The sequence below is a fragment of the Natrinema sp. HArc-T2 genome (assembly GCF_041821085.1).
In the GTDB taxonomy this organism is placed as follows: domain Archaea; phylum Halobacteriota; class Halobacteria; order Halobacteriales; family Natrialbaceae; genus Natrinema.
Genome location: NZ_JBGUAZ010000007.1, coordinates 97,941 through 123,462 on the forward strand (window position 1 = coordinate 97,941; position 25,522 = coordinate 123,462).

20 protein-coding genes and 1 pseudogene are annotated in these 25,522 nt (G+C 52.3%); 6 read left to right on the forward strand and 15 right to left on the reverse strand.

The window, feature by feature from the left end:
* Genes ACERI1_RS16030 through ACERI1_RS16045 form a run of 4 tightly spaced genes read right to left on the reverse strand, consistent with a single transcriptional unit; the run spans window position 1 to window position 5,692 of the window.
* Window positions 1-831 carry a hypothetical protein gene (locus tag ACERI1_RS16030; RefSeq protein WP_373619467.1) on the reverse strand — a complete coding sequence of 277 codons (831 nt, stop codon included), beginning with the start codon at window positions 829-831 and terminating at the stop codon, window positions 1-3.
* Window positions 832-3,906: a hypothetical protein gene (locus tag ACERI1_RS16035; protein WP_373619468.1), complete on the reverse strand. Its 3,075-nt coding sequence runs from the start codon at window positions 3,904-3,906 to the stop codon at window positions 832-834.
* Complete coding sequence (locus ACERI1_RS16040) at window positions 3,906-4,829, reverse strand: hypothetical protein (RefSeq protein WP_373619469.1); 924 nt, start codon at window positions 4,827-4,829, stop codon at window positions 3,906-3,908. The genes ACERI1_RS16035 and ACERI1_RS16040 overlap by 1 nt, the downstream gene beginning before the upstream one ends.
* Window positions 4,826-5,692 carry a hypothetical protein gene (locus ACERI1_RS16045; protein ID WP_373619470.1) on the reverse strand — a complete coding sequence of 289 codons (867 nt, stop codon included), beginning with the start codon at window positions 5,690-5,692 and terminating at the stop codon, window positions 4,826-4,828. The genes ACERI1_RS16040 and ACERI1_RS16045 overlap by 4 nt, the downstream gene beginning before the upstream one ends.
* A gap of 434 nt (window positions 5,693-6,126) precedes the next feature.
* Here ACERI1_RS16045 and csa3 point away from each other — a divergent pair, with 434 nt between their 5' ends.
* The 3 genes from csa3 to ACERI1_RS16060 all read left to right on the forward strand — a co-directional run bounded on the left by csa3 (window position 6,127) and on the right by ACERI1_RS16060 (window position 8,645).
* Entirely contained in the window at window positions 6,127-6,786 is a 660-nt protein-coding gene (csa3, locus tag ACERI1_RS16050) for a CRISPR-associated CARF protein Csa3 (protein ID WP_373619471.1), read from the forward strand.
* A 139-nt stretch (window positions 6,787-6,925) separates the two neighbouring features.
* On the forward strand, window positions 6,926-7,342 hold the full coding sequence (locus ACERI1_RS16055; RefSeq protein ID WP_373619472.1) for a hypothetical protein: 417 nt from the start codon (window positions 6,926-6,928) through the stop codon (window positions 7,340-7,342).
* A 448-nt stretch (window positions 7,343-7,790) separates the two neighbouring features.
* The gene (locus ACERI1_RS16060; RefSeq protein ID WP_373619473.1) at window positions 7,791-8,645 is read left to right on the forward strand and encodes a hypothetical protein; all 855 of its coding nucleotides are present in this window, start codon (window positions 7,791-7,793) and stop codon (window positions 8,643-8,645) included.
* A gap of 1 nt (window position 8,646) precedes the next feature.
* On the opposite strand, the gene ACERI1_RS16065 is transcribed toward ACERI1_RS16060, so the two are convergent.
* On the reverse strand, window positions 8,647-9,132 hold the full coding sequence (locus tag ACERI1_RS16065; RefSeq protein WP_373619474.1) for a PadR family transcriptional regulator: 486 nt from the start codon (window positions 9,130-9,132) through the stop codon (window positions 8,647-8,649).
* A 108-nt stretch (window positions 9,133-9,240) separates the two neighbouring features.
* Here ACERI1_RS16065 and ACERI1_RS16070 point away from each other — a divergent pair, with 108 nt between their 5' ends.
* On the forward strand, window positions 9,241-9,714 hold the full coding sequence (locus ACERI1_RS16070) for a hypothetical protein (protein ID WP_373619475.1): 474 nt from the start codon (window positions 9,241-9,243) through the stop codon (window positions 9,712-9,714).
* Here the strand turns inward: ACERI1_RS16070 and ACERI1_RS16075 are convergent, their stop codons facing one another.
* From ACERI1_RS16075 to ACERI1_RS16115, 9 genes are all read right to left on the reverse strand, one after another.
* Window positions 9,715-10,560, reverse strand: coding sequence for a phospholipase D-like domain-containing protein (locus ACERI1_RS16075; protein WP_373619476.1), 846 nt, complete (start codon window positions 10,558-10,560; stop codon window positions 9,715-9,717).
* Window positions 10,557-12,344 (reverse strand): hypothetical protein, encoded by a 1,788-nt coding sequence (locus tag ACERI1_RS16080; protein ID WP_373619477.1) that lies wholly within the window; start codon window positions 12,342-12,344, stop codon window positions 10,557-10,559. The genes ACERI1_RS16075 and ACERI1_RS16080 overlap by 4 nt, the downstream gene beginning before the upstream one ends.
* Before the next feature lie 3 nt (window positions 12,345-12,347).
* Window positions 12,348-15,824 (reverse strand): helicase C-terminal domain-containing protein, encoded by a 3,477-nt coding sequence (locus ACERI1_RS16085; protein ID WP_373619478.1) that lies wholly within the window; start codon window positions 15,822-15,824, stop codon window positions 12,348-12,350.
* Window positions 15,825-16,271: 447 nt separating this feature from the next.
* Entirely contained in the window at window positions 16,272-18,761 is a 2,490-nt protein-coding gene (locus tag ACERI1_RS16090) for a DUF262 domain-containing protein (protein WP_373619479.1), read from the reverse strand.
* 86 nt (window positions 18,762-18,847) lie between these two features.
* Entirely contained in the window at window positions 18,848-20,413 is a 1,566-nt protein-coding gene (locus ACERI1_RS16095; RefSeq protein ID WP_373619480.1) for an ATP-binding protein, read from the reverse strand.
* A 1-nt stretch (window position 20,414) separates the two neighbouring features.
* Window positions 20,415-21,659, reverse strand: a complete 1,245-nt coding sequence (locus ACERI1_RS16100; RefSeq protein WP_373619481.1) for a tRNA-guanine transglycosylase — start codon at window positions 21,657-21,659, stop codon at window positions 20,415-20,417.
* Entirely contained in the window at window positions 21,637-22,119 is a 483-nt protein-coding gene (locus ACERI1_RS16105) for a DUF6884 domain-containing protein (protein ID WP_373619482.1), read from the reverse strand. The genes ACERI1_RS16100 and ACERI1_RS16105 overlap by 23 nt, the downstream gene beginning before the upstream one ends.
* Window positions 22,120-22,318: 199 nt before the next feature.
* On the reverse strand, window positions 22,319-22,768 hold the full coding sequence (locus ACERI1_RS16110) for a DUF6884 domain-containing protein (protein ID WP_373619483.1): 450 nt from the start codon (window positions 22,766-22,768) through the stop codon (window positions 22,319-22,321).
* 7 nt (window positions 22,769-22,775) lie between these two features.
* Window positions 22,776-23,708, reverse strand: a complete 933-nt coding sequence (locus tag ACERI1_RS16115) for a hypothetical protein (RefSeq protein WP_373619484.1) — start codon at window positions 23,706-23,708, stop codon at window positions 22,776-22,778.
* Between the two features lie 334 nt (window positions 23,709-24,042).
* Here ACERI1_RS16115 and ACERI1_RS16120 point away from each other — a divergent pair, with 334 nt between their 5' ends.
* The gene (locus ACERI1_RS16120) at window positions 24,043-24,165 is read left to right on the forward strand and encodes a hypothetical protein (protein WP_373619485.1); all 123 of its coding nucleotides are present in this window, start codon (window positions 24,043-24,045) and stop codon (window positions 24,163-24,165) included.
* Window positions 24,166-24,291: 126 nt separating this feature from the next.
* Here the strand turns inward: ACERI1_RS16120 and ACERI1_RS16125 are convergent, their stop codons facing one another.
* Complete coding sequence (locus ACERI1_RS16125) at window positions 24,292-24,537, reverse strand: DUF2188 domain-containing protein (RefSeq protein ID WP_373619486.1); 246 nt, start codon at window positions 24,535-24,537, stop codon at window positions 24,292-24,294.
* Window positions 24,538-24,811: 274 nt separating this feature from the next.
* On the opposite strand from ACERI1_RS16125, the pseudogene ACERI1_RS16130 reads away from it, so the two are divergent.
* Window positions 24,812-25,522, forward strand: a pseudogene (locus ACERI1_RS16130) (ISH3 family transposase); the annotation flags it as partial.

Sequence of the window (25,522 nt, forward strand, 5' to 3'; positions counted from 1 at the left end):
TTAGAGACTCAGTTTGACTGCTGACGCGAATCCGTCGACGCGCTTCATCTCCTCGAGGGTGTCGAGCGAGATGTCAGCCAACGTGAGTTGTCGAGACTCGCTGAGCGTCTTTACGTCCTCGACGGTCGAATCGGAGAGGTTATGCTTCTTCTGGAAGTCGTCGAAGCTCTGGAGAGACTGATGCCTCTCCCAGTTGCCCACTGCGTTCTTCCACTTAGAGACGAAGTTCGATGCCGATCCGCTCGGATCCATCAACTCTCGGGTCAGGAGCTGATGCATATGGTTGAGTGTGCGTGCGAAGTCCCCGTTCTGACCACCGAGAATCTTCTGGAGTTCCTCGGCTGCGCTGACCTTCGTGCTCCACTGCTCTCGTTTGGATTTGAGCTGGCTCTCGATGTTCTCGGTGACGTTGTCGACTTGGCGCTTCGCCGACTGAATCTGTGTGATCTGTTTCTGTACCGCCGGGGTGAGCTCAACCTCCGGGTCGCCACTGCCATCGTCCGAGCCGAGACTGGCTTCGTCATCGTCGAAGTCGTCGCTTTGAGCGTTCTCCAGCAGTTCCTCTTGTGTTGTCTCGATTGCCTTCTCAGCGGTCTGTACGGCACTGCTAGTCATTGTTGGCGCCGAGGTGCCGAAGGCCTCCTCGAGGACCGTTTTATAGTACCGAAGGTCCTCGAGGCTCTTCACGAGGTCGTCAAGTTCGCTGTTGACTTCGCGGATGTTGTGCCGTGCGACTGAGACGTAGAACTGGGTATTTTTTGCCTGCTTGTGCTTCTTGGCCTTGTCTTCGAGGGCTTCCACGACTGTGGGTAGCGATTGAGTATTGGACATTTACAGGTCCTCCGTGATTCCGATGACTTCCTGTCGCTTCTGTTCGTACTCGGTATACTCGTTGAGTTGCTGGATACGGTGTTCGAGATCGACACCGGTAGAGTGCTCCTGACCCTGAAGTTCGTCGATGAGCGAGTCGAATGCTTGGTATATCTTCCAAGCATCCTGTTCGTGACGACTGCGAGCGAAATCGTGTAACCGTGTGACGAGCGTCGTTCCAGTCGCGTCGTTCATGTTCTGGAACCGTTTGATATCTTCTCTGAACGACGCGAGTTGGATGTTTTCTGGTGAGTCGCCAGAATCAACTCCGAGAAGTTCCCGGGCCTTCTCGTAACTCTGCTTGTCACCGAGGTTAAACACACCGCGACACTTTTCTAGCGTCTCAAACCACTCGGTGAGGTCCGTAACTGTATGGCTGCTGTCGTACCATCGTTCGACCGGCTTTAGAGCCTCTTGGATGTGTGACGCATCTTCTTCGGCGGTGAGACGCTGAAGTTCGGCCGCGTAGTCTGAGATACGGCTGAATACCGTCGAGACCTTGGTGTTCGCCTGCTTGTGAGTTGAACCGATTTTGTACGCATCAGGGAGATCACCGGCATCAATCATCATTGCGTCGTCAACGTGGGCTTCGAAGTCGGCCGCGATCTCACGCCGCGCTTTCGCCAGGCGCTCGTGGTCGACGACGTTCGACTTGAGCAGGAAGAACCCCTCGATGAGGTCGCTGATGTGGCTCGAGGACTTAGTCAGGTTGTTAAATGCCTCCCCGAACGCGCTGTCGTCGTCGAACTCCTCAAGGATCGGCTTTCCGTACGCCTGGTCCTGTTTGTAGTCCTCGAAGACCAATTCTGCGGAGAGGCCGTCTTCTTCGATCTTCGTTCCCTTTGCGGCGTTAATAAGGAAGAACTGCCCCAAGATCAGCGTCTTCTCGATGGTGAGCCCCTCGGGGAGACAGTCTTCGACCTCTGCGCGCATCTCTTGCTTGAACTGCGCGACGTTGGTGTCTGCCCACGCCCGCAGCTGATCGAAGTTAGTGTCGGTTGTATCGAACATTCCGAAGAGCCCGTACTCGAGCATCGGGGTGTATAGGTCTGCGTGTTCTGCACCCCACTCGAGTTCGATGTCGATACTCGCCTGCCGCTGTTGGTCCCCCTGGATGGACACCGGAATATTGTCACCGCGAGCGTAGTAGATTGCACTCGCAGAGCGCGTCGAAGCATTTGGGTTCCCGAGACGGGTCGGGTCGTGCCAGCGTTCAAGCGCCTCGACGGCCCCATCGTGGAGTGTGTCGGAACTCGGATACTCTTCGCCGTTAGTCACCCAATCCTGGAACTCCTGGAACTTGCGCTGGCGCTCGCGCTCCTCTTCCGATAGTTCGGGCTCGTCGATAACCTCGATCTCGTCTTCCTCTTCGTTGTCGTCTCCTTGCTCGTCTTCACTACCCTCTTGCACCTCATCTTCTTCATCATCTTCCTCCTCGACTTCGTGCTTAGGCGCAGGCGGATTCTTGATCTTGTCGAGAACGGCACTTCCTTTACCCTTATCGAACACGACGTAGTCACCTTTCACAGGTGCCTCGTCGCTGTCGGGAAGTTCGATCCCGAAGGCGTCGAGGATGCCGGTCTTGACTCCGATGCCGCCCTCGACGGGGACACCGTACCAACGACTGACGTCCTGGTAGATCTGATCGTACTTCATGTCGACCTCGAACGTGGGTGTATCCACGAACGAGTTCGATTTCATCGCCTCGTAGGGTGCCCAGGTCGACTTCAAGCAATGCTTCACAACCCGCAGCAGTAGCAGCCGCGGCGTCTTGCGATCACTACCCTCGTCGTTTAGCTGACGATAGGCGATGTGGACGAACCGCTCACTGAAGGGATATAGTTTGTCGAACGCTTCCTCAACGTCGTCCGGGGTGCTGTTTATATCGGAGTGGCGCTTGATGGCGTTGAGGTACGATCGAGTGAGTTCGACGGAGGCCTCGTCGTCAAGGAAGTAGGCCTCGCCGTTCTCGTCGGTCATCGTCAGGTACCCCTCAGAACGGCCTTTCATGTACGTGGCCGCGTCTGAGCGAGTCATCGCGTCGTCGATGTTGTCCTGCTCCCAACCGATCGTCCACCCGAGGACGATGTCGTAGTGGCTACTGCTGAGTTCGAAGATGTGGTCGAGGAGTTGTTCTTTCAGGACGCTAAACGTTGTGAGGTCCTCACAGATGAGTACTGGCCTAATGCCCCTCTCCTGATACCGCTGGGAGTATTCTTGGAGCTGTTCCTTGAAGTCACCGACGAGGTTTCGAGAGAGATATTCGTGGGCTTCGTTCTTGAGAACCGAGTAGAGCAGGTCTTTGTTCTCCGTGAGTTTGTTGCCGAAGCTGAGTCGGAGTCGGAGGTCCCGAAAGTCGGAGCGAGTGAGGAGGTTGAAGTCAGGATTCTCATCACGGGACTCGAGTGCGTCCTGATACTCCTGTATGTTCTTCGCGAAGATTTCGCGAAGATCGCTCTTATCGCCTCGTTTGTCGGTGAGTTCTCGAACCTCCTGGTCAGTGAGGTGTTCAGTAGACCAGATACCGCGCATATACTCGACGATAGCGCTTGCGGCGTCGTCCGGGTCGAGATCGTCGATGTTCTGGACGTCGGGATCGACATCCAGTGGTTCGGTGAGGACATCGATAATCTGATCCATCCGAGTCTGACTGCGGGACACGTGAAGCGCCACGTAGTCCTCAACACCGTTGTCGTCCTCACCGAAACCATTGATCTGGTACTTCGTCCACTCACAGAGTTGGCTCTTCCCGGAGCCGGGTTCCCCACGCACGATGAAGATCCGATTTGGATCCTCGAGATTCGACGCTGTGATAGATTCGAGGATGTCTTCTTGGGTGACGAAGTCACCTGAAACACCGAGAGGAGTGAGCGTGTCCGCGTAGATCCGGTCGATGTCGACGTGGGTCTCTTTAAATTGCTCAGGAGTCTTTTTGGCCGTGTGTGCTTCCGAAGTGATGAAGTGGTCGACCTCGTCGTCGTCCCAGTAGCGGTCCATCTCGCCGTCGGTCGAGGGTTGCTGAATGCTTTTGCTCATTATCGAGTGAGGAGCTGAGTGAGAGGGTACTGATAAGCCGTTTCGTCCGGACGCGAGTGAATCGAGACACGCGTTGCGTCGCGTCGGTTCCCGCGCACGTCGTCGTCAAGGTTTTCAGGTGGAATTTCGACCGCATTCTGTGAGTCACCGGGACTCGACAGCGAGATTATGCCGTCATCCTCCATGTTGCGCAGGACGTCAGCAATGACCGGATGAACACGAGCGGTGCCGGCTCGTTCCTCGTACACGCGGAATAGATTATCGTCAATCCAGTCGAGCGCACGGCGGAATTCGCCGTTTTCGACCTCGAAATCGCCGTAGTTGGGCTCTTCACTGGTATCGGTCGGGGCGAGCACAAGCGCATCGTGGAGTAAGGCACGGCAAGGACTCAGGACGAGGTCGTCCTCTGACTCAGATATCAGGCCCAGTTGCTCGCACAGCGTTACCCACATGTCGATTTTCTCGTCAGTCCAGCTAAAGTCGTAGTCCGTTTCGCGCTTCAGGATGGTACGCAAGTCGTCTCGGTCAACGCTCACTGTCCTGCTCTCCTCGGTTAGCAGCGCACCATAGACCGCAGCAAAGTGCGTCTGTCGCCCTTCCTGTTGGTTACAGTGATACAGGAGACGCGCTTCAAAGGGAAGCCCCTTGAACTGATGCTCGTTGATTCGCTCGACCGTGCTCTTGATGTCTCCCGACGGGCTCTCGACTAGATCGACAGCGTTCAGGAACCGCACTGTGTCCTCGACGTGGTCAGTCTCGAGTCCGTCGGCGGTCGGACGTCCAAACTTACTGGTCAGCTCGTCGACGCTTGTCGCGCCTTGAATGGCATTGTAAATGTGTTTGAGTTCCGGTGCTCGAACCGAGATGAACCCGGTTAGTAGCTTGTCCGGCTTCGTATTTGCCGGTGTGTACGTTGTGCTCATGTATTCTCCTGGTGGCGATAGCGGTAGTTGTCGAGTCGGTCTTTTTCGAAATCCACCCGCTCTAGCATGTCGAGCATGCTGTTCGCGATTTTCTGGGTCGGCCCGCGTTCGGTCCACGAACGCAGGGCTTCTCGAATGCGCTCAGAGTAATCCTCGAGCACCTGATCGACGTCCTCACGGACGATGTAGTAGAGCGGAGCCCACGCCGGACTGTCTGCCGGAATCTGCGTGTAGTCGAAGAGATCGGGGATCGACCCCGCCTCGAGTCCGGCTTGCTTGTGATTGGACGAAATCTGGTGGAAGTACAGGTTCTGCGTCGACGACAGAGGCAACTCTGAGTCAAGATTGTGCTGGAGATACCGCTTCAGCAGGCCCTTATAGTCGGTGACGGTGCACTCGAACTCGTCGACGAACGATTTCCCTGGCTTCTGCGTGTGACGCGGCATCCGAGGCGTACTCGTGTCGGTAACGAGTACGTATGGGATGTTTTCGGGTCGCTTACGGAGGAGTCGCCGAACAACATCCTGGTCGTCGTATACGTTCTCTTCGTCCCGTAATTCGCCCGTCAGCATCTCTTGACTAACGTAGTGAACCAACGGGAACTCGACCTCGTTCACGCCGCCCGCTCGAAGGTCTTCGTTTGGTATGAGTTCGTACTCGATGAGTCGTAACCCGTTATCGTAGATCCCAGGATGGGCGACTCGGTCGAGGCCGAACTCCGAAAGGAGCGGTAATGATCGTAGTTGTGCACGCGCTTGTGAACCTGTTTTCGCGAGTTGCGGGTCTCGGATCACGAGAAATGAATCCCGTGTACCGATGAAGTTCGCAAGCGTGGGTTCGTTTGAGTCGGGTGGGTCTTGCATGGGTTTGCTTGGGAATCGGTCTCGGCGCCGAGTGTGGGATGGACGCCGATTGTCACATCACTAGGGTAGCCGTAGCTACCTGAATTGGCCGCTTCAGGCCTCCTCAGAGGATGCGATCGAATTACTCTATTTCGCCGGACAACATAAAATTATCGGCCAGTTTATATTTCAATATGGATGTCACTATCCGTGCCAGGGGCAGGTGCCACCCGGCAGCGGTATGCGCGAGCGAGTAGTAAATTTATAATACATTCTGAAATAGCTATCTATTCTGCAACAGTTCAAGCACTGTTGCGGTATTCTGGAACGTTGTTGGGGGGACTATCGCCTACCTGCCTCCTCAAACCACATACTGACCCAAATCTGTACGACTTTCGCAGTCACTGTTGCACTATTCCGGAACAGTAACGAGACATCAATCCGTAACCAGTGGTATGCGAACATATCTTGCGCCATTGGGATTCGATAGTCGGCGAGTGGTTCGGCCAGTTCTGAGTGAAGGTCTTGACGCTGAGGACGTGGTAGTACTATTACAACCATCGAATAGTTCTAGTCGCGGAGAAGACGCCTTCAAGGAGGTCGAGGAAGTTCTGACACAGGTCGTTCCAGACCTCTGCCTAAGTACAGAATATCTCCCCTATACTGACTTTGTAGAAACCGTACTATACTGCGTTGATCTTATCCAAGCAGCAGAGGGTGAAACGGTTGTTATTCTCGGTGGGGGTGCTCGTGAACTTCTCTTTCCCTTGGTAGTCGCGACCTTCTCAAGCGAGGAGCATATTGATACAATACTTCAGGTGGGTGATATAGATAGTAGTGTACGCCGCCTTCCTAAACTGAATCTTCAAGGTAGCACGACGGATGCTGAAGCAAAATTGCTCTTGGAGTTAACCAACCTGAATACACCTTTATCAATAACCAAAATTGCTGATGAGCTTGACAAGTCAAAGAGCACGATTGCACGCCATGTTAATAGCTTAGAACAGGAAGGTTTTGTAAAAACTCACACTGAGGGACGTGCGAAGACAGTAGTTGTCACCGATAGTGGCCGCGTATTCTTGGAAGGGAAAAAGAAGACGGTTAACAAGTGCTAATGAAATCGATTTTGATCCGATACCGGCGATTCCGAGGTGAGAGTACGATCCAAGTTACTGAACATAAATACGGTTCTATGCTTAATCAATAGTTCTCAGCCGAAGGAATTTTCTCATCAAACACTTTTCCATATTCGATATGGGAAATTTGACGGCAGAGGCCGAGATCTTCTTGTCTCTCGCAGAGTGGCTCGACAGTCGCGGATATGACTTCTTTGTCCATGTCCCAGATGCACATCAGTCTCACGAAGGATATGCCCGACTCTACAACCAGTATTCGTCACACTCTGTTTCCATCGGCCCGTACAAACCTGACGTCTTGGGGTACACTCCCTCAAATCGCGTCTTCGCGATCGAAGTAAAAGGAACCGAGAATCTCCGAAAGGGGCTCGGCCAAGCGATCAGTTACCAACGAGGTGTCGACCACGCGTATCTGGCCGCCGATCGGACGAAACTGCAACGCGTCCATGATCTTGCACTGAGCAAGGGCATCGGTGTCTTTGAGGTCAATCTCCAAATTCAGTCACAGTTGTTAGGAAAGCGTCATGTTCGATAGAGCGAATGCTGGTCGTTTGCTGTGACATTCTCTTTCGCTTTGTGTACTGTTGCCAGCCGAACACGCGACGGGTCCAGATGTAGCCGAATTAAATAGAATTAGTTTGTTCAGTCAGTTCCTATTAGGTACTTACTGATCCTCCATCTGTCATCGTCGTGCCGTAGTTTGGGAGTGTTGCATCGGTCCAGTTAGGTCGGAGTCGGAACACACTCACAATCTCTTCATGTTCCAACTTTCACATCCAAACCGAGGGCAGCAAACACAATAAAGACTGACTCTGAGATAACTGGTGGAACAATCGCAGTAAGTCGAAAGAAATTGGCCAAATATTGGTATAGATCTCATGGAACTTATCTCGGACATTTCCCTCTGTTAGTGATCGGAACCGATCGTGAAACGAAAGGGCTAGATACGAATACATTAAGGGATATCTGGCCACAGATGGTATATGGCCAGCACGCTGGGGATTAGCCTCGGAGCGCTATTCTTTCTCTTGATTCCCGGACTAGCTGGACTAAAGACATTTCTGCGAACCTACGTTCAGCTTGACGATCTGTCGCGGGTCGACAAACTCGCGCTATCAGGTGTCCTCGGTGGGGGGACACTAGGGCTCGTGCTCCTCTTTTTGAACTGGGACTGCTGGTCGACACGACTCCCTGAATTGCTCGGAGGCATCCAGACAGGTACGGTCACCCAATGGAGTAATGACGAATACTGGTGCGATGGAGAGGCAGTGGTCACCCTCACAACAATCGAATCACTCCCCATCGTCGCCATCATTGGGATGATCGGGGTCCAGTCAATAATCGCCTCGGTAGGTGGCGGTCTAGCAGGGTGGTATCTGAACCACATCGAAGATGGACCGTCACGTGAATCGAAATACATCGAACAACCCTGGGAATTTGTTTCGAAAAACACCTTTAGAGAGGAGGAATCAGCGACGGTCATTACGGTAGAAGGAGAGGAAATCAAAGGAACAGTGCATCGGCTTGGGACCCCGTCCGAGGACTATGATATCCTACTGGCCTCACCGACGAAGATTCTCAGAGATCGAAACGACAACGTAATCAAACGTCGTGATTTGGGTGATTACTCTTATCATCACTATCAAGACATTTCGCAGGTTCAAATGAACCGTCTCGAACGAGATTTTGACGCGAAAGGACCGCAGGACGACGACTATAGACAGTCAGAACTCAAGGCAGAAGAGGACTCAAAGACCGAGTCTAATAATGAAGCGGGTGGACTCGAATTCGAGGTTGCCGACGAAATCAGCGCCGAAACTGAAGATCAAGAGGAATGAATTACGTGAGAGAGGCCTTGTCCCACTCACTGTTTTCCGCAGTCTCCGGATATTCGTCGTAGACTGTCTCGATAAGATTGGATAGTGAGAGCTCGTTATAACTGTTTATGACCTTCTCAGCGGATTCACTGATAGCTTGAATGTCGTCACTGTCACTACTGTTTTCAAGGTTATACTCGAAGGCACCCCTGCCCTTTCGGGTGATGGTATAGATGTACTTTTCATCACCACTAAGGTTCGTCTCTTTTCGTCGCTGAAGTAGTCCCCTCTCCTGTAGCATCTCTACCGTCTCAATGAGCTCCTGGGAGAATGGACCATACTTGTAGTGAATAAATTCCAGTTCATCGTCGAGTTCGAGCCGGCCCTGCAGTTCCTTCTGCGTGAGGAATGCAAGCTTCTGGAGGCGCGTTCGTCCTTCGACCCGACCAGAGTCGATGTTGGACAGGATCGCGAGCGGAATCAGGTCTTTCGCCTTGATAGTACTCATTGGTCTGATCAGGGACTGCTCTCTATCTAGTGTATAGCAGAGTGACGCATATTATCGTTTCCTTCGATTCAGCAAAAGATATTACCCCTCCAACAGCACCTCGAAGCGATGAGTTATCCCACGCATCTACTGTTTTTCATTGGTGGACTCGTAGGAACTACCTATATTACTCGTGGGTATTTCAAGGCGTTAGCAGATGGTCTGGAATTTAGCGACATTAGCATTGTTACGGGTGGATTCTGTTTGTTCGCGACTGTATTCGCAACAGGATCGACGATCAATGGACTCGCCAGATTTCTTCTGATCTGCCTCATGGCGGGTTATACCACGTCCGCGCTATATTTTCGCGACGAGCGTCCCCCTAATGAGCGAACTAACGAAGGATTACCGGAAAGTCGTGATGACTATGGTCGGTTGAATCTCATCCTGATCATCGGTCTCTCAATTGCCGTGATCCTCTTCCCAACGGGATCGAAGATTCCTCCTGTAGCCATCATTGGTCCCACACTGTTCGTCCTAGGGAGTACTTCAATGGCTGTCGCCATGCTTAGTCTGTTCCTGTTTCGTAATCACGGCTCTTAATCAGGATTCAAGACGCGTTCGTGTCACCTGATCTGCTTGCTCCCAAAAGAAATCAAAAAACTGTGCCCAGAAGCGTGCTTCATCGGTGGACCGAACCAAGTAGCCTGCTTCGCCGTTCTTATACATCGAACTCCGCCTGAACTCACCACTGCCAACGTACGCAGACGTTTGATCGGCAATCGCCATCTTGAAGTGGACACTCATATCGAGGCGGCGGCCACTTGGCATTGCATGGTAGAAATCTCGGATCTCGATCGTACCGCCATTATCTATTCGGTCTTCGTATTTGTCGAGTAGATCGCGGGCGGCCTTCAGATCACGGTCGGCTGGATTGTCGACAAGGAGTTCTCGTGTCAGTACTCGCAACGATACGCCCTGTTCGGCGAGCGCATACAGTTCGTCGGCAAACCGATCAAGTCCATCACCTTCTAAGTACGGCACGCCGAGTCTGATGACATCCTCCGTATCTATCAGGACTCGTTGCAGAGCCTGATCGAGTTGAAGCATCGGGATCGGATAATCAAAGTCGTCCTCGGAAAATTGAGCTAACAGCGGAGAAGGAACACTGATAACGAGGGCTCGATCGAAATCTTGGGTGTCGTACTCGCTCGCCTCGTCAAACTTTTCGCGCTCCGCTGCGAATGCATCTTCACTTGTGACCTGATATCTCCCGTCAGCGGTCGGGAGTCGTTCGATGATGCCTTCCCGTTTGAGCGTCTTCAGATACTCCTCGCCATACGTGAGATCGTACTCATCGTCGAATTCGTTGTGCAGGTCTTCAATCGAGACTGTCCCACTCTGTGAGAGCTCTGCAATAATCCAGGGGAACGACGCAGGATTCGTCATCGGCGAACCAGCTCCCTTGCGGTTTCGCGGTTGAGCAGTGCATTCGATGGAACGTATCGTTCAATCTCCGTCGTGAAGGGATGACAGTGTGCGTCATCGACGTACACACAGGCAGGACAGCCATTCTCACAGTGTCGAACACACTCGGTCAGCGCATCTTCGACACCACGGAGTGCGCGAACTAAAGTGAGCCCATTCGAATCAAGCGTGAGTTGTGTTAGGCCACCGGTTCCGATGTCCTGTTGTTCGACCAGTACCAGCGCACCATCCTCGATGAGAATCTTGGCTGTCAAGAACTCTTCCAGCCCGGTTACGTCCAACGCTCGTTCATAGAGCGCATGTAGGTATGCATGCAACAGCGGGATGAGTCTGAGTTCGTGCGTTTCGTCAGTGAGGTCTTCGTCGATCCAGTGAAGATACCGGATCTCCCCCTTTGCAACCGCTTCGTAGTCTCCCGGTGGCGCCCCGTCGTACGCCGCATCCAATAACTGATCTTGGTCAAGCTTGAAAACGAGCCCTCGACCACTCTGAGGAACAGCGAAGGCACGGTATCGCGCAGAATCACCTGAGAACGTCCGCATGAATCGCCCCTTCTCGTCGAGGGATGTTCCTCTCGATTCGACCACTGACTCGTATCCATAGACCGCGGCCACAGTATCGACATCTTTCACAGTGAATATCTCCTCAACAGCATAGTTCGTTTGGAAAATTTCATCTGGAACCTCATCGAGATCGTCCATTCGCCAGTGGTACGGGTCGGAGCCCCGTTGATCCTGATTCGCTAAATCCAACTGCTCGTAGCCTTCGCCCCTGTCCGAGTAGATATTCTTAATTAACCGTGGTCGAGTGTTTGTCGCATCAGATACTTTCGGTTTCAGTTCTGAGGTGATTTCCGGTTCGTCGGCCGTCCCATACAAATGACAGCGGGGACAGTGCGCCTCAAGTTCCCATCGATGGGTGTTATCAGCCTGGCACACGAATTCCGTGCTGGAGACGTCATCGTAATTCTGGATGTGGAGATGGCCATCACAATCCGATCCCGGACAAGAAATGTCTCGCATTGTGAGCCCATCGTAGGATGATTCGTTCCAGCCCGGTACGTCGGGGAGGTGAATCCCTAGCGTGTCAGTCTCGTCTTCAGCTTCGAAAGCAGGCCCAGCGTGTTCGATATATGCACATCGAGGACAGACTAGAATGATTGGGTAGATGGTCGCCTGGTGATCATGGAGCCGATCACAGTGGCAGCGCAAATTGCCGGCCGATGCCTCGTTTGAACTGTGGGCCAATGCATCGTTTGGGTCGACTAATTCGAAGTGGCCATCTTCACAGCGTGCTGTCCGAGGAAACGGTTCGAGCTTGACTTCTGTGCCTTCGTTTACTTCAACCAATTCAATATCACTTGGGTTAACGACTACGTCCTCTGGGTCGCGTTCAATACTGGGAGTTTCTGATTCGGTGAGAGTCACCTCCTCGGCATCAAGCCATGAAATTCCATCATTTGCGGAAGAGTCTGACTCTCCCTCGTCATCACCCCCTGTCGAATCGGTGTCTAATTCTCGCCGTTCCTCACGGATGTCCCGTTCTCGCTCTCTGATCTCTCGTTTGTGTCGATGCCAGGAGCGAACTTCCTCATCGATTCGGTCGGCAATCGTCTGTCGTAACGCAGGCTGATCATACGGATCTGCATTCTCGATTCGAAATACCCTAGCCCTAGTTCCCTTTTCAGTGACGACCTTGTCCGGATAGCGGTTCAATATCGTGTAGAATGGTGAATACTCTGTCATAGTTCACTCCTCCGTCCGAGAGACCAACGTTGTTGTGACACCGCCCGACTCTGAATGGCGGAGATTAAGGTCGGCACGGTCGCTGAACCAGACGTTTGGATTCATAGCTTGCTCGTCAGTACTGTCTTCTGCTTCGTTCACGTAGTGCTGCCATTCGCCATCTGTCCCGTTCTGGTTTACGTATGTCCCCATCTGTTTGAGTGTCTCACTTTTGATGAGTCTTCTTACCTTCTCGGCAGTTGGACCCGAATAGACATCATCGTCCGGAATCATTACAGTCCAGACGTCCTTGAGCAGCTGTGGGATTGCGTGCTCCTCACCGACATCTCTGATTGTATCATTGCCACAGTCAGTGAGCTCGACAAGATCATCCATTCGATGTTGTCTGTTCTCTGCCGCTAACAGAGACGTTACAAACGGACTGAGAACAGTGTCGAACATTCGATCAGCGACAAAGGGATTTGTCGGTTGGATGATCGACTCTTTATAATATTCTCCGATGTTCGACATCATCGAATGCCACTTCCTGTACAGATGTGTGTCACGGGAACGAGTCGGGAATAGGTGAATCGTCGCGTGACCCGCACCTTCTCGCCTACCAGTTCTCCCTATCGTTTGCATTTGTTCAGAAGTCGATCGAGGTGCCCCGAATAGGATCATATTGTTGAGTTTATCGATATCGATACCTAACGAGATTACGAGATTCGCGAGCAACATCGAGAGATCTCCACTCCGAGCATCCCTCATCGCTTCTTGGAGGTCAGCTTTACTCGATTCGCCAGAGAGAAATCGTGGCTGAAAGGGACGGTCGAGAAGTGACTCGGTGAGGTCTCGAATACTCATCTGCAGATTGTTCCCGATACTCTTTTTGTAGAGATATCCAAGGAGGAGCGTGTAATCCTCATACTCTGTATCTACGGACGAACGGCTAATCCGACCAGTTAATTCAGTCTCGAAAGCAGTGTCGTATTCTAGTGCCTGATGGGTACGTACCATACTCTGCCTGAACGAACCGAGAGTCGTCGAACTGGCAGGCATCAACCCCAGTACTCGATACCGAGCACGGTCAGGCAGTGGTTCGAAATAATCACCTTCATCACCTGGTTCTGGGACGATGGCAGTATCGGCATCACGAAGCAGTGTAGTCAGATGCTCCTGTTGATTCGAACTTGTTGCTGTTCCAGCATCAACGGAGATGGAGTGGGTGATGTTCTCGTGGTCAGTTGGGTACTTGAACCGTGATGCGATGGCTTTGAAGAGAGAGAGCGCAATGGAGATCCCAGTCCCAAAGTAGCCGGTATACATATGCGTTTCATCGAGTACGATGTGTCCGATTGGGTCGTGCTTGGCGCCATCACGTTGTTCTTGTGAGTATTCCCAATTTGCCTCCGTACGATGGTCACATTTCGAACAGTGGATGCCACCGAGCGATTCCGGGTCGATATCTAGCTCATGTGGTTCCCGTCCAAAAGGTGTCCCGCGGTTATAGCGTCGATAACTATTTATTTCAGTGAGTGCGCGCCCACAACTCTCACATTCTACGTATGGGGCACCAAAGAACGGAAGCCGAGAATAGGTGGAGTGGTCCGAATGGGTTTGGAGCGTAGCCATGTGAACAAATTTATCGGGCGTTCCGACCGTGAACCGCGGTAGATACTGTGATGTTCCAGCGACGTCGTGAACCCACCTGTATTCGTAGCCGCAGTCATCACAGGCCAAGAAGTGGAATGCGCTGTTTGACTCACAGGTGTTGCATTCTGATCCCCGCCACCCGTTACTTTGAGTCCAAGTGTTGACACTCGTGCCCCCACAGCCGACGCATTCATGGACATCATCAACATTCCCCCCACATTGGTGGCACTTAGGGATGTACGCGTCCATGTCCGATACTTGTAAATATTTGCGAATGTCGTAATCGTTGTGACTACCTTTCCCGATACAAATCCCACAACTGCAGTCGTCTTCGTCAATTTCTGGTTGCTGACGAAGATGGTACATAAAGCCGATGACCCGCTCGATCATGTCGTCATTCAGAACGCGAGTTGGGAATGGGAGAATTGCACGGGTGTCCTTGTGGAGAGTCACAAGAGCGGCGCTAACAAAATACGCTAACGTCTTCCCACCAGATGTGTGAACGTTCATGATGAGCGCCTTGTCCTCGTCGTTGCTGAGGTACTTGACGCGTCGCTTGATAACTTCCCACTGCCAGGAGTAGAGTTTTGGCTGATCACCTGGCAAGTCCAGCCCATCCGGTACTGCTCGAAGCACCCCTCTGAGAAGTTCTACTAACCCTTCCTCCTCGGCCCTCTCGAGTTCCTCATCACTCAGCGTTGTTCTGAGTTCAGACTTCAGCGTCTCGGTCGACTCAACCAGCAAGTCGATGGCTACTGAGTCTTCGGGAATCGGCTGTTGTTCGATAAAGTCCATAATACCATACGCTGTAGTGAGGTAGTGTTCGTCGTCGTTTTCCTGAGTACAGCGAGTAAGCACACAGTTTCGTTGTACGTATCCTTCCTGAGGAAGAGATGGTGAAGACAGACCGGCTGGTGAAGATGAATCGTCGGTTTCGCCTAATTCCTCGGCGAGAGATGTTGCGTGCTGCTGCGGGATGACATTGGCCTCCAGTCCGTCAAACCGGATATCCATCGTTGGGTAGTAGACATGATTTTGGTACTTTTGGAATAGGTACGGATCATCCGGCACTGACGTTTCATTTCTATACTCAAACGTAATCCGCTTGAACTCTCGGTCTGGCGTGTCACGAACTTGTACCTCGAGCTCGAGCTGTAAATCCTGCCGCTCGTAGGCTATTTCTGCGACAGTGTCATCAGAGGGCGTAATACTGTTCCTCGGAGTTCCATTTCTATTAAGCTCGGCGGAAGTTACGGATCCAGCGCTTCCTCCTTCCGTGGTCTGAGCCAGCGTCGATTCACCTGGGACGGTGATCGTTTCCGTGAACGTCTCGTCATCAACCGGCTCCAAGTTGATCGACTCCTCTGTATATTCGAAGCCGATAGGTGGAGCACTGGTAACATCGGGTCGACCCCTACTGTTGATAGTGAGTTGCTCACTTCCCACCGTCACGTCGAAGAATTCCGGCGGTACATTCCGTGGAATGTCGCGAAACTGGTGGCGATCGGACTCGGCGCTCACTGTAGCTGCCTGAAATCCTTGCAGTATTACCGTCGCCGTTGCATCTGACAGATTGTCTGCCTCAACAAAAAACGTAACCGACTGCCCCGCAGGAAAGTGCTGGGTCGCATATTCTTCACTGTCTATCTCTGCAACGTCAGACGGAACTAAGATATTTCCATTTCCGACGTTAGTGATGTCTTCGTTCACCCGATACGTGAAATCGTGGAGTTGCCTCTCAGAGATGGCGTTCAGATACTCAGCATCGTCTGTCTGAGGATGGAGACACCCTAGGTCTTCAACAGTCTTCTCAGACGGCGAATCAGGAATAAAATTCGCTGAAGGCATAGGGATTCGTTCACAACATGAGCATAAAAAGATTCATATTATTTATACTTCTTCCAAATTGCTTGGCGGGTATTTTAGTATGGCGGCTTTCTAAATATTCTCTGAGTAAGTAGTTGATTACCGAAACACACGGTCATCTAATTCGGCCGTGGTGAATCGCCATACGGTGTTAGATTTGCCTAACGTATTATCCACTCTCAATATAATCTAACGAGACGGTCGCCGGCGTCTTCAGGACCTGGTACTCATCACCACTCGTAGACTCGATGACCTCCACGTCAGAGCTGAAAGGTGCCATAGCGGTCCGATGTGTCGGGGACATAATAAAGTGAGCGGACATATGATTTCGGTATAAAATGGTATCTGAACATGTGGGAATATAGATACGCGATTAGTAACTGAGGCAGCGATTAGAAGAAGTACCCAGAAGAATAGGCTCAACGGGTATTACGCAGTCAGCACTGCCAGACGTTTTTCGATGTCTTCCTCGACGTAGTCTTCGATGTCATCCATGTACGGTTCGAATTCGTCAGCCTCCGTTCTGAATTTCAGTGATTCCAGAATGGCCGTGACGAGCTGCGCTTTCCGGTCGATCAACTGTTCGTAGGTCCACCACTCATTGAAGTACTGGACCGTGGGATGAACCTCTGAAAACTGGGTTTCATCCTCTGGCAGGTCCAAAGCAATTAGCTCCTCGAGTTTATCACTCGAGACATTGTCCGAGGTCGAGAAGTACTGGTTGACGAGATTGTCCATGTCCTTACTGTGCCGGAGATGGTATTCACGGAGCTTCACCGAGAACAACCGATTCTTTATCGGCGTATTAACTTCTTCATCGAGGAGCATCATGTTACCGAGGTCGCGGACAAACCGCTCCTCAATCCCGTCGATGATCTGCTCGATTTCATCGTATCCAGGGTCGGCAGAGGAGAGAAGGTGGGCATCGCGGTTCCGCAGATAGTCTATCTGCGTTTCAATCATGTTGCGTTCCCCGTCATCGAAGAAGCATTCTAGCCAGGCGTACGGATTCTCCTTGCCGGGGAGGAAGTATGAGAGCGGGAGGATGTGCTCGATGTGGACCTCGCTCGGATCCTCACTGAGTTCGGACTTCGTGATCCCGGTCTGATTCCGGCGCCGGAAGTCTTCGTCCGCCAACTTCAGGAACAACTGCTTCGTCTGATTGTTCCGCCAGTTTTCGCTAGTGATGAGGACATCAATGAACGATTCCCCGAAGAGCTGCCGCGCCGAGCTGTCGATGTTCTCGATAAGCGTTTCACTGATCGTATCGATATTAAACTGATTCCCGGACTGTTCGAGTTCGCGGAAAGCCTGACAGGTCTTCGGGTAAGTGTCATCCACGACGGTCGCCACAAGATCGGAAATCGCGACACGGAACGTGATGTTCTCGACCGTCTTCAGGATGTCTCGCAGAAACGCATCCTTCCCAGGGGCCTCGGTCACGGCCTGATAGACGTACATGACGAACGGACGCCACTGTGTTGTCCCCAGTTTGTTGAGCCGCTGGAGGATGGCTTCGCACTCTTCCCGGTACTCCTTTTTCAGTTCAGTGTCGTCATCGGTCAGGTCCGCGGTCACGATTTCCCGGTATCGGCCTGCGTAGTTCTCCAGTTCCTCGAGGAAGTCCCGGGCCTGCCCAGGGCTTGCCAGTCGTGACTTGATATCATGGCGTCCGATCTGCTTCAATCGGAACGCTTCCAGCATGTTGCTCCGGGCATCAGTCACGGTCTCGAATGATTTCTCGGTCGCAGCCAAGTAATGGGCAAGGAAGTCTTCAACGGCGTCTGCGTCACCGCCGAACATCTGGACCACGTTCTCCCAACGGGCGATCTGTTTGTCGCTGTCGGACTCACCCTGGAACCGGCCGACGATCCGGGCCCGTACCTTGTCCATGCTGGAGAGTTCAACACCACGGTCGTTCAGAGACTGGAAAACCTCGATGCGGAGCTCTTGGTTGTCGGTCTGGAAGATGCACTCGGAGACACGGAGGGACCGCAGCGTGAAATGTGCGAGGTTAAGCAGGGCCTTGACTTCCTTCTCGGGAGTGTCGAACTCTTCTCGGTCAGCAAACGCAGCAACCTTTGCATCGTAGTAGTCGTCGGCCTGTACCAGCCGTCGGTGAGAGTCGCCGAAGTACCGGAACGAATCCAGTAGATCGGTGTCTGCCAACTCCTCGTCGTCCTCGTAGACCTCCTCGGGAATCCCGAGCTCGTCGAACAGGTCACGGAGGCGGATAGCGTTCTGTTTGCGGCCGTCGTACTGATCCATCGCCTTCAGGGTCTGCACTTTCTTCTCCGGGTCTTGGAACAGCAGTTCGTAGATCCCGTCGTCGTGGTCGTTGAGTTCCAGAAACGGTGTTTCAGTTGGGCCTTTCCGTCGGTACAGCAACTCGTCGAGGTATTCCTCGCAGATGTGTTCAGCGTATTCCCGGAGTTGGCCGTCTACCAGGGACTGCTTCTCCTCAAGATGATCCTTGATGTTCTTGAGGAGGATGGAGACTGTAGACAGACGCTGCTGGCCATCGATGATCTCGTAGACCTCTCCCTGGGAGGATCGAGCGATATACACAGTTCCGAAGTAGGTATCGACCGGAAGCTCACCGGACTTCGGTTGCAGCGTGAGAATTGAGAGAAGCGTGTCCCAGAGTTCTTCGTGCTGTTCTTCTTCCCACGAGAAGTTCCGTTGATATTCTGGGACCTCGAATCGTTCCCCATCGGTCACGCGGAGAAGTGACCGGTTCTTCAGTTTGATATCTTGCTCAAGTGAACGGATGAACTGTGTGCTGTCAACGAAGTCCAGATTCTCGTATATTTCTCGGTAATCTGTAGGATCATAATCGATGATTCCTGTCCCGTTCGGGTCACCGGGGTACAGGAAGACACGGGTCCCGCAAAGTGGTGTTTCGTCTGAACTATCCATGTCCCTACACCTGTATCATCTCCATGTTAATATTGCGGTAGCAGACAGTCGCCTCCTCCACTGATGACGCGATGATTATCCCCCATCTAATCTAACGACGTGAGCAACTGATGTTCCTGTGCTGCTATCCGGTTGGACACCGTGATGACATCTACGGTATGCCGCTCATCTTGATGGTAGACAATCTGGTCGTCCTGTAAGTCGATTTCTACGTCACCACCGTGATATCCGTTCCGTTCGTACTCCCGTAGGACATCGATATCGCCGTAGCTCCAGCACAGAATTGTATCAGCTGAACCGAGGGGGTAGTCGTCTTCGAAGTGAGTGGTGAGCTCAAGATACACGTGGCTGGTGCGGGGAGTTCCATCTTCCAGAAGGATGGCCGGGACTTCATGATCTGCCTTGTACTCTTCTACGGTAATTTCGGTGTCTGCCTTGTTGTTGGAACGTTCGAGCGCTAACAGGACCTCAGTACGGTTGGTTGGCGTAAACGGTTCGTCAGGAGTGATTGCTTCCAGTCGTTCCTCAAGTGAAGTGCTCTGGGACTGTGCGCGCCTCCGTAGTTGTGCCCGTTTCCGTGTCTCCAGATAGTCCTTCTTGAACCAGGGATCTTCTGCTACCTTCGTCATATAGTGTTTGAGCTCCTGTTTCAGTTCTTTATACAGTGAGCTCGCTTTATTCCGGACCTTTCCCCGGTTTGCCGAAAGTTCGAGGTCCTGACAGTTAGCGACGAAGAAGAAGTGGATGAATTCGTTGTCATGGGACAGCACCTCGTTGACCTGTTCGACCTTGATATGGTCCTTTGCAAGCCAGACACCGAACTGGACGGAATGACGTCCGTAGGTAGGGAGTTCATTGCGAGCCTCCTTACCCCCGACCATGCCGATGATTTCCACAGTTGATGTCCCGCCGTCATACTCGAATTCGATTTCACGCGCCGGATAGTGCTTACACATCCGGGTGGCGGGGAAATCACTGTTGTCTGGTTCTAGCTGCTCGCTGGGGAACGTGAGTTGGTTGGTTGTGACAAGTTGTCCCTGGGAGCCGTCGATCTCCTCATCGAGCTCGACCACGATGTCCATCTCGCGCTGGTCGTCATCGAAATAGTGGGCCGTCGAGCCAGCGATGGTCTTCCACTTCAGGTAGTGGTGAATTTTATCGTACGTCAGCGATTCCGGATCGAATCCTTCACCGGACCGGAATCCCGTGATCTGGATCCGGGTCCCAGTATTGCCCGGCCGAGTTTCTGTCTCTGTGACTTCATACTCTGGGAGTGTCTGGTCGTTCAATTTCTCCCATGGGCGGTCCATGACCGCGTGGTAGTTTGAGCCGTTATGGGCGGTGTCGACGACGATACGGTCACTCTTGTAGAAGATCTTCGTCCCATGACCTTTGTGGCCGATTGAGTCGGTCTTCCGGGAGTTCCCAAGGTCGAAGAAGGATTTGAGATCGTTTCGAGACATCCCGTGTCCGTCGTCTTCGATGATGATGTCGGAGCCAGACACGGTATTCCGGATCCTGATTACGACCTCCGTGGCACCGGCATCGTATGCGTTCGACAGTGATTCGCGGATGATCTCGAGGGGATCCTCGAAGTCGCTGGCAATTTCGAGAAACTCCTGTACTTCGTTGACTTCTGGGTGCTGTTTCATGTTAGAAATATCCTCCGAGTGATTGGTTGACGACACGATGCGTTTGCTTCCGGATCGGATCACGTCGGCCGACAGTCTCATCGAGATAGTCGATAAGCGGATCTGTGCCGTGCTGTTTGATTCGTTGCCGGAGTTCTTGCACCTCCTGTCTATGGATGATAAGATTGTGCATAGCGACCGGGCCGAGAACATCTTTCTGGTATTCAGTGTTCCCCTGCATCCAGCTGACCAGCATCGGGTCCGAGCAGACAGCACAGTCACACTGGGTGAAATCGACTGCATCCAGCGGAATGTGCTCGGTCAAACTCACGGCATACTTTTCGTTAATGGCGTTCTGGAGATAGGTCGTTGAGTCAAATGTGTCCGCGCCGGCGGCGACGAGGAGCGGGATTGATCCGCTGCCGATACCCAGCACGTGGAGTGGAAGATCAGCAAGCCCGCGTTCCTCCATGATTTCGACACAGTCCATGACCGCGGTGATCAACACCGCTTTGTCATCTTTCTTCGGGACAAGACTGCCGAGGGCAATCCCGTCAAACAAGGTGGAGATATCGATATTCCCGAACTGGGATTGAACGTGGTCGAAGAACCGGTCGAGCATCGAATAGTTGTATCCGTGGACGGTCAGGTACCGGGCACCGGGATAGGTCTGGGTAAGACGTGCAAACTCAACTGCATTTTCGGCGGTGCGTTCAGCCTTCTGTTGCCGTTCATCGAACGTGTCGCTGGGAGCGATCGGCCGATCAAGGTTGACAATGATATCGCCGCCGAGCTGTTTCTGGATGCGGAACGCTTCCCGCTGATCGATCTCTATCTCGAAATCACTCCCATCAAGCCCATCGTTATGTAAGAATTTGTACCCACCAGAATCAACGAATATAAGGCCGTTATAGCCAGAAAACGTTTCTCGTTCTTTGATTTTGTCCGAGACATAATCATCAAACCGTTCCCGGTTGATGCCGTAATCAGTGAGGGATGCAACAGAGGTCATCGTTCCGCGGAAGTATTCGTCATACGTACCGCCACCGATCACCTCCTTCCCGAGCATGAACTCCTTTATTGTCCTGTGAACGCCGCCGCCGAAGACGCTGGATTTCGTACCGCCGCCATAGAAACTCAGGACGGGGAAAAACGTCGGTGTGTCGAGTGACTGGCCGTTGATAGTGAGGGTCCCGGCACGGGCATCGCCGGCTGTCGCGGTAACCTGGAACGAGGCTGTCTGATCAGTTTGCTTGAGTTGTGGCATTCTTCCCCTCCATCTCAAGCGACGAATAGTTGCCCCGGATGATCTGCTTGAGCGTGTGCCCTTTGTATCCGATGCCATCGCCGTCGATAAACTGGACCGATGCGGAAAGGTCGGACAAATCGCCTATCGCGGCCTTGTATTCTGTTCCAAGGTTGAAGATGATGTGGTCATACCCATTCGCATCAACCCTTGACCGCAGTTCTCTCGTGACCCTCGGCCGGAGTTTAGATGCACGGTCGGCATCCATCCGGCGGTCGTAATAGTTAATCTCGTCAGTGGAATCAATCAGGCCGTACTCTGCTGAGAGTACACAAATATCGATGTTGTCCTGAAATTCACCGTCGTCTATCGCCTTTTTGATAATTTTGAAGAAGTATCCAGAGTACAATTCGAGGGGTTGAACCGGTTTTCCGGGCCGATTTTTAGACTTTGAGCAGGACTGTACCAGCAGCATTGACATGGTTCCTTCTTTCGACCCCGAGACCTTATAGTTTACCACGTTCTAAGTAATCGCGCCTCCTATCCGAATACTGTAAGTAAAGGAGATATACGGCCTGTTCTGGATAGTGGTGGTAAGAAAATGACAGCTACTGACAGTCAGCTATTTATACTGTATATTATTTTAGTCGGACATAATCGGCGGGGATATACTGGCAGAATCAATCGAACGATCCAATTGTTGATTGGTCAGGAGGCGCAGTATGCTGCAGCCATTCCATCTGTTCAAACAATCTCTTTCCTTGGAACGGCCATCGTATTGTGACGTCTGCTTGTTCAATCTCATCGCTGATGGGATCAACATAGTCGCTTCCCGCGAGAATGACGACTTCATCGAACGCAGCGAGGAAGGGCCTTAAATCGTCCATGACATCTCTTGCCCATTCCTGGGTATCTGCCTCAGTGAGGTCGTCCATCGCGGTGTTATACGGTTCCAGGGCTGTTTCTGGGTGGACAACGCCGTGTTCTGCGGAGAGAATTCGCCAGGCATCGCAGCCTTCCGCCCACTGGCGTTTTTTGGCGAAGTAGGAAGAGGTGTAGAGTGATTTCGCTTCTGTCTGCTGCTCGCGTTTTTCACTGCCACAACCCACGAGCGCTACTGTTCTTGTCATACTCTGATCACTGGTAATCGGAGATACTCTTCTGTTCCGTGTTGAAGTCTGCATTGTACTCGGTGAGCCGGTGTGTTGCCTGAAGGAGGATACCGAACTCAAAAGCACCTGCCACGGAGTTCCGCATCTGGCCTTCAACCAGTCCAAACGGTTGCTTCTGCCAGTGTTTGTCGAGGAGTCCTTCATTAAGGATGGCCTGTGATGGGCCACTATTGTCGACAGAATCGATAAGGCCGGGATTGCGTCGCAGGGCTTCAACAAGGGTGTCTGACAACCCCCAACCCAGACCGTGCAGAACGGGTTCTTCGCCGATTTTATCCCGGAGGGATTCGGCTTCGCTGATGCGTTTTTTCGGGTTGGCATCTTTAAGCCCGCCAAGCATATACCGTTCCTCGAGATGGGAGTCCTGAATCATCCCTCTGATTTCCTTTATATGCTCGACGTAGGGTGGTTGGAGGGGGATATATGCCGGGGGATGCACGTCCGGGTCGTGGAGTTCGATGAACTCCTTGATACTCTTTGTCGTCGCAGCGGCATGATTCAATTCGCCCGTCAATGCCTCCATATCAAAATCACGGCCATAGAGGTTGAACGGAAGGTAGTCCTTGGCAACAACAGCGGTTGCATCTTTTTTCACTGCTTCCTCAAGGATCTCCTCATTGGTCACTTCCGGATCAATGATATTCGAATCGAGAATCCGGTGTTGACTCCGCCAGAACGATGCTGGTGCGCATTCACCATATTTCTGCAGTCGATATGGCCACGGATGTTTGAGGGAAGAGGCTGCATAGATATCAACAGGACATTTCTCCAAGATCATTTCCAGCCGTTGAAAATAGCCCAAGACCAGCTCTGGGTCGAAATATTCCAGATCCTCAGCCTTCGCGTGGAAGTCCTCAACTTCCTCCGCGATCGCGCCAATCTCAGGGCGTTTTGCCATAGGGTGGGTTATTAGACCAGTTGGTTAAGCCGTTTGGGTTTTTAAGCGAATAGGGGCTATATAAGCATGACAGACACTCTAATTTCTCTATCATATAGGTAACCGTGTACAGATATCTGGTAGAACCGCCTCTCCCGAGTTAATCACGAACCGAATATCGACATCGACGGACCGAGCTACTTCTGAGTCGAGGAGGAACTCGACGATGTCTCTGGCGATCCAACCGATGCAATCGTCGAGTATATCGAATCTCGAAAGGTGGACGAAGATGATGTGATAATTCAGGGAGAACTTCATGATATTGTTGATGCATTCAACGACGAAATGATGGGGTATGAGTAACGACGATTCGACGGTAGAAGCAGTGGAGGCAGAGACGTTACCGCTGGCATCCGCGAGCAAACGGAGCGGGTGGGAGGCCAAAGAGCGCTCGAAACCGTACCACCGACGCGACTGAGAGGGTGACACCGTGCTTTTGCTCAACCTTTTGCCAACCGAAATGAGGAGTGTAGAGTATAAGATTGGCTGATATAGTTAGCCAGAGCAGAATCTTGTCAGGCTATGTATGACATTTTATATTTAGCTAACAATGCTCCCAGTATCCACCGCTCCAGAACTGCGGATTTTCGACGAAGTGGCTGTACTCGCCAATTTCGGTAAAGACGACGACGCCAGGTCTATCGTCACCTTCGGCTGCATACGCTGCTTCGTCGATTGCTTCCTCTTTGCTACTGTATTGATCGATGATTTCATCGTCTTTGCCGATGCGAACGACCCACTCGTCGTTGTCATGGTCGAACTCGACGATGAATGGAATTTTGCTGACCATTGTTTGATTCACTATTATTCATTAATTGAGTCTTTTGTGTTCGGTCTGTGCTCTCGAACTGAACTCGAGAAGACCTCCGTCCCTCAGCGGGTCTCAAAAAACACGTCGGCACCTAGATGTGAATAGGGTTGTTAGTCAGAGGATGATAACGTCTCCACTGTGACCGGCACGTCGTCTAGTATTCTCCTTCGTGTTCAGGAGAGACTTTCGGTAGTTCCCATCGAGTCAGCAGTTAGTTACGACTGATGAGATTAGATTCTCAGAAAGCGTCTAGATGGGTGTTGTGCAATTCCTATACCATCCAGACACCGTTTTTACGGCCTCTGACCTTGAAACCTTAGCGCTTGATCTCCTCTCTGAGATCCCGACCCCCGGAGTCGAAGCTACAGCCTTCGACTCCGGGATTATCCGCCAGACACTCCTCCAAGCCGCTGTCGATCAGAAATCCATCAAGGCTGTCACTGACAGCACTCTCGGAACGTACTCCGACGACTACACACTCGCTCAGCTTCATACCGTTCCTGCTGCTGAGCTCGAAGCCGTCGTTAACGACCTCCTCGCTCAGCAAGCGGCGATGATCCTCGGCCCCGGCCCGAGGATCATCTGCCTGGACTTCGTCGATATCCACTACCACGGCTGTCCACACCGTGAGGCCGGAGAGCTCTGTCATACGATACCCCGCGATGGCACCTCTCAGTGCCATCGCTACCTTGTTGGGTTTGTCCTCTGCCGAGCCAAGCCGCTCGTCGTCGCGGTTACTCCTGTCCGAGGTGATGAACCCAAAAGCGACGCGGTCGAGCGACTACTCGACCACGTCGCGGCCCTTCCCTTCCCTGTCGCTGGCCTCCTCGTTGACCGCGGATTCTACGATGGAACGTCGATCGAGCGACTGGATGCAGTCGCACCAGTCGCTCTCCCCGTCATCCGTCGTGGAAAACAGATGGCTGAGAAACTAGACACGTCGGTCTCTTACTGGACGGAGTAC

Excerpts from the sequence above, each read along its gene's own strand:
- ACERI1_RS16115 (WP_373619484.1), bottom strand. The coding sequence starts at position 23,708 with ATGGCAAAACGCCCTGAGATTGGCGCGATCGCGGAGGAAGTTGAGGAC.
- ACERI1_RS16100 (WP_373619481.1), bottom strand. The coding sequence starts at position 21,659 with ATGCCACAACTCAAGCAAACTGATCAGACAGCCTCGTTCCAGGTTACC.
- ACERI1_RS16105 (WP_373619482.1), bottom strand. The coding sequence starts at position 22,119 with ATGTCAATGCTGCTGGTACAGTCCTGCTCAAAGTCTAAAAATCGGCCC.
- ACERI1_RS16060 (WP_373619473.1), top strand. The coding sequence starts at position 7,791 with ATGGCCAGCACGCTGGGGATTAGCCTCGGAGCGCTATTCTTTCTCTTG.
- ACERI1_RS16055 (WP_373619472.1), top strand. The coding sequence starts at position 6,926 with ATGGGAAATTTGACGGCAGAGGCCGAGATCTTCTTGTCTCTCGCAGAG.
- ACERI1_RS16040 (WP_373619469.1), bottom strand. The coding sequence starts at position 4,829 with ATGAGCACAACGTACACACCGGCAAATACGAAGCCGGACAAGCTACTA.
- csa3 (WP_373619471.1), top strand. The coding sequence starts at position 6,127 with ATGCGAACATATCTTGCGCCATTGGGATTCGATAGTCGGCGAGTGGTT.
- ACERI1_RS16035 (WP_373619468.1), bottom strand. The coding sequence starts at position 3,906 with ATGAGCAAAAGCATTCAGCAACCCTCGACCGACGGCGAGATGGACCGC.
- ACERI1_RS16090 (WP_373619479.1), bottom strand. The coding sequence starts at position 18,761 with ATGGATAGTTCAGACGAAACACCACTTTGCGGGACCCGTGTCTTCCTG.
- ACERI1_RS16045 (WP_373619470.1), bottom strand. The coding sequence starts at position 5,692 with ATGCAAGACCCACCCGACTCAAACGAACCCACGCTTGCGAACTTCATC.
- ACERI1_RS16080 (WP_373619477.1), bottom strand. The coding sequence starts at position 12,344 with ATGACAGAGTATTCACCATTCTACACGATATTGAACCGCTATCCGGAC.
- ACERI1_RS16125 (WP_373619486.1), bottom strand. The coding sequence starts at position 24,537 with ATGGTCAGCAAAATTCCATTCATCGTCGAGTTCGACCATGACAACGAC.
- ACERI1_RS16110 (WP_373619483.1), bottom strand. The coding sequence starts at position 22,768 with ATGACAAGAACAGTAGCGCTCGTGGGTTGTGGCAGTGAAAAACGCGAG.
- ACERI1_RS16070 (WP_373619475.1), top strand. The coding sequence starts at position 9,241 with ATGAGTTATCCCACGCATCTACTGTTTTTCATTGGTGGACTCGTAGGA.
- ACERI1_RS16075 (WP_373619476.1), bottom strand. The coding sequence starts at position 10,560 with ATGACGAATCCTGCGTCGTTCCCCTGGATTATTGCAGAGCTCTCACAG.
- ACERI1_RS16120 (WP_373619485.1), top strand. The coding sequence starts at position 24,043 with ATGAGTAACGACGATTCGACGGTAGAAGCAGTGGAGGCAGAGACGTTA.
- ACERI1_RS16030 (WP_373619467.1), bottom strand. The coding sequence starts at position 831 with ATGTCCAATACTCAATCGCTACCCACAGTCGTGGAAGCCCTCGAAGAC.
- ACERI1_RS16065 (WP_373619474.1), bottom strand. The coding sequence starts at position 9,132 with ATGAGTACTATCAAGGCGAAAGACCTGATTCCGCTCGCGATCCTGTCC.
- ACERI1_RS16085 (WP_373619478.1), bottom strand. The coding sequence starts at position 15,824 with ATGCCTTCAGCGAATTTTATTCCTGATTCGCCGTCTGAGAAGACTGTT.
- ACERI1_RS16095 (WP_373619480.1), bottom strand. The coding sequence starts at position 20,413 with ATGAAACAGCACCCAGAAGTCAACGAAGTACAGGAGTTTCTCGAAATT.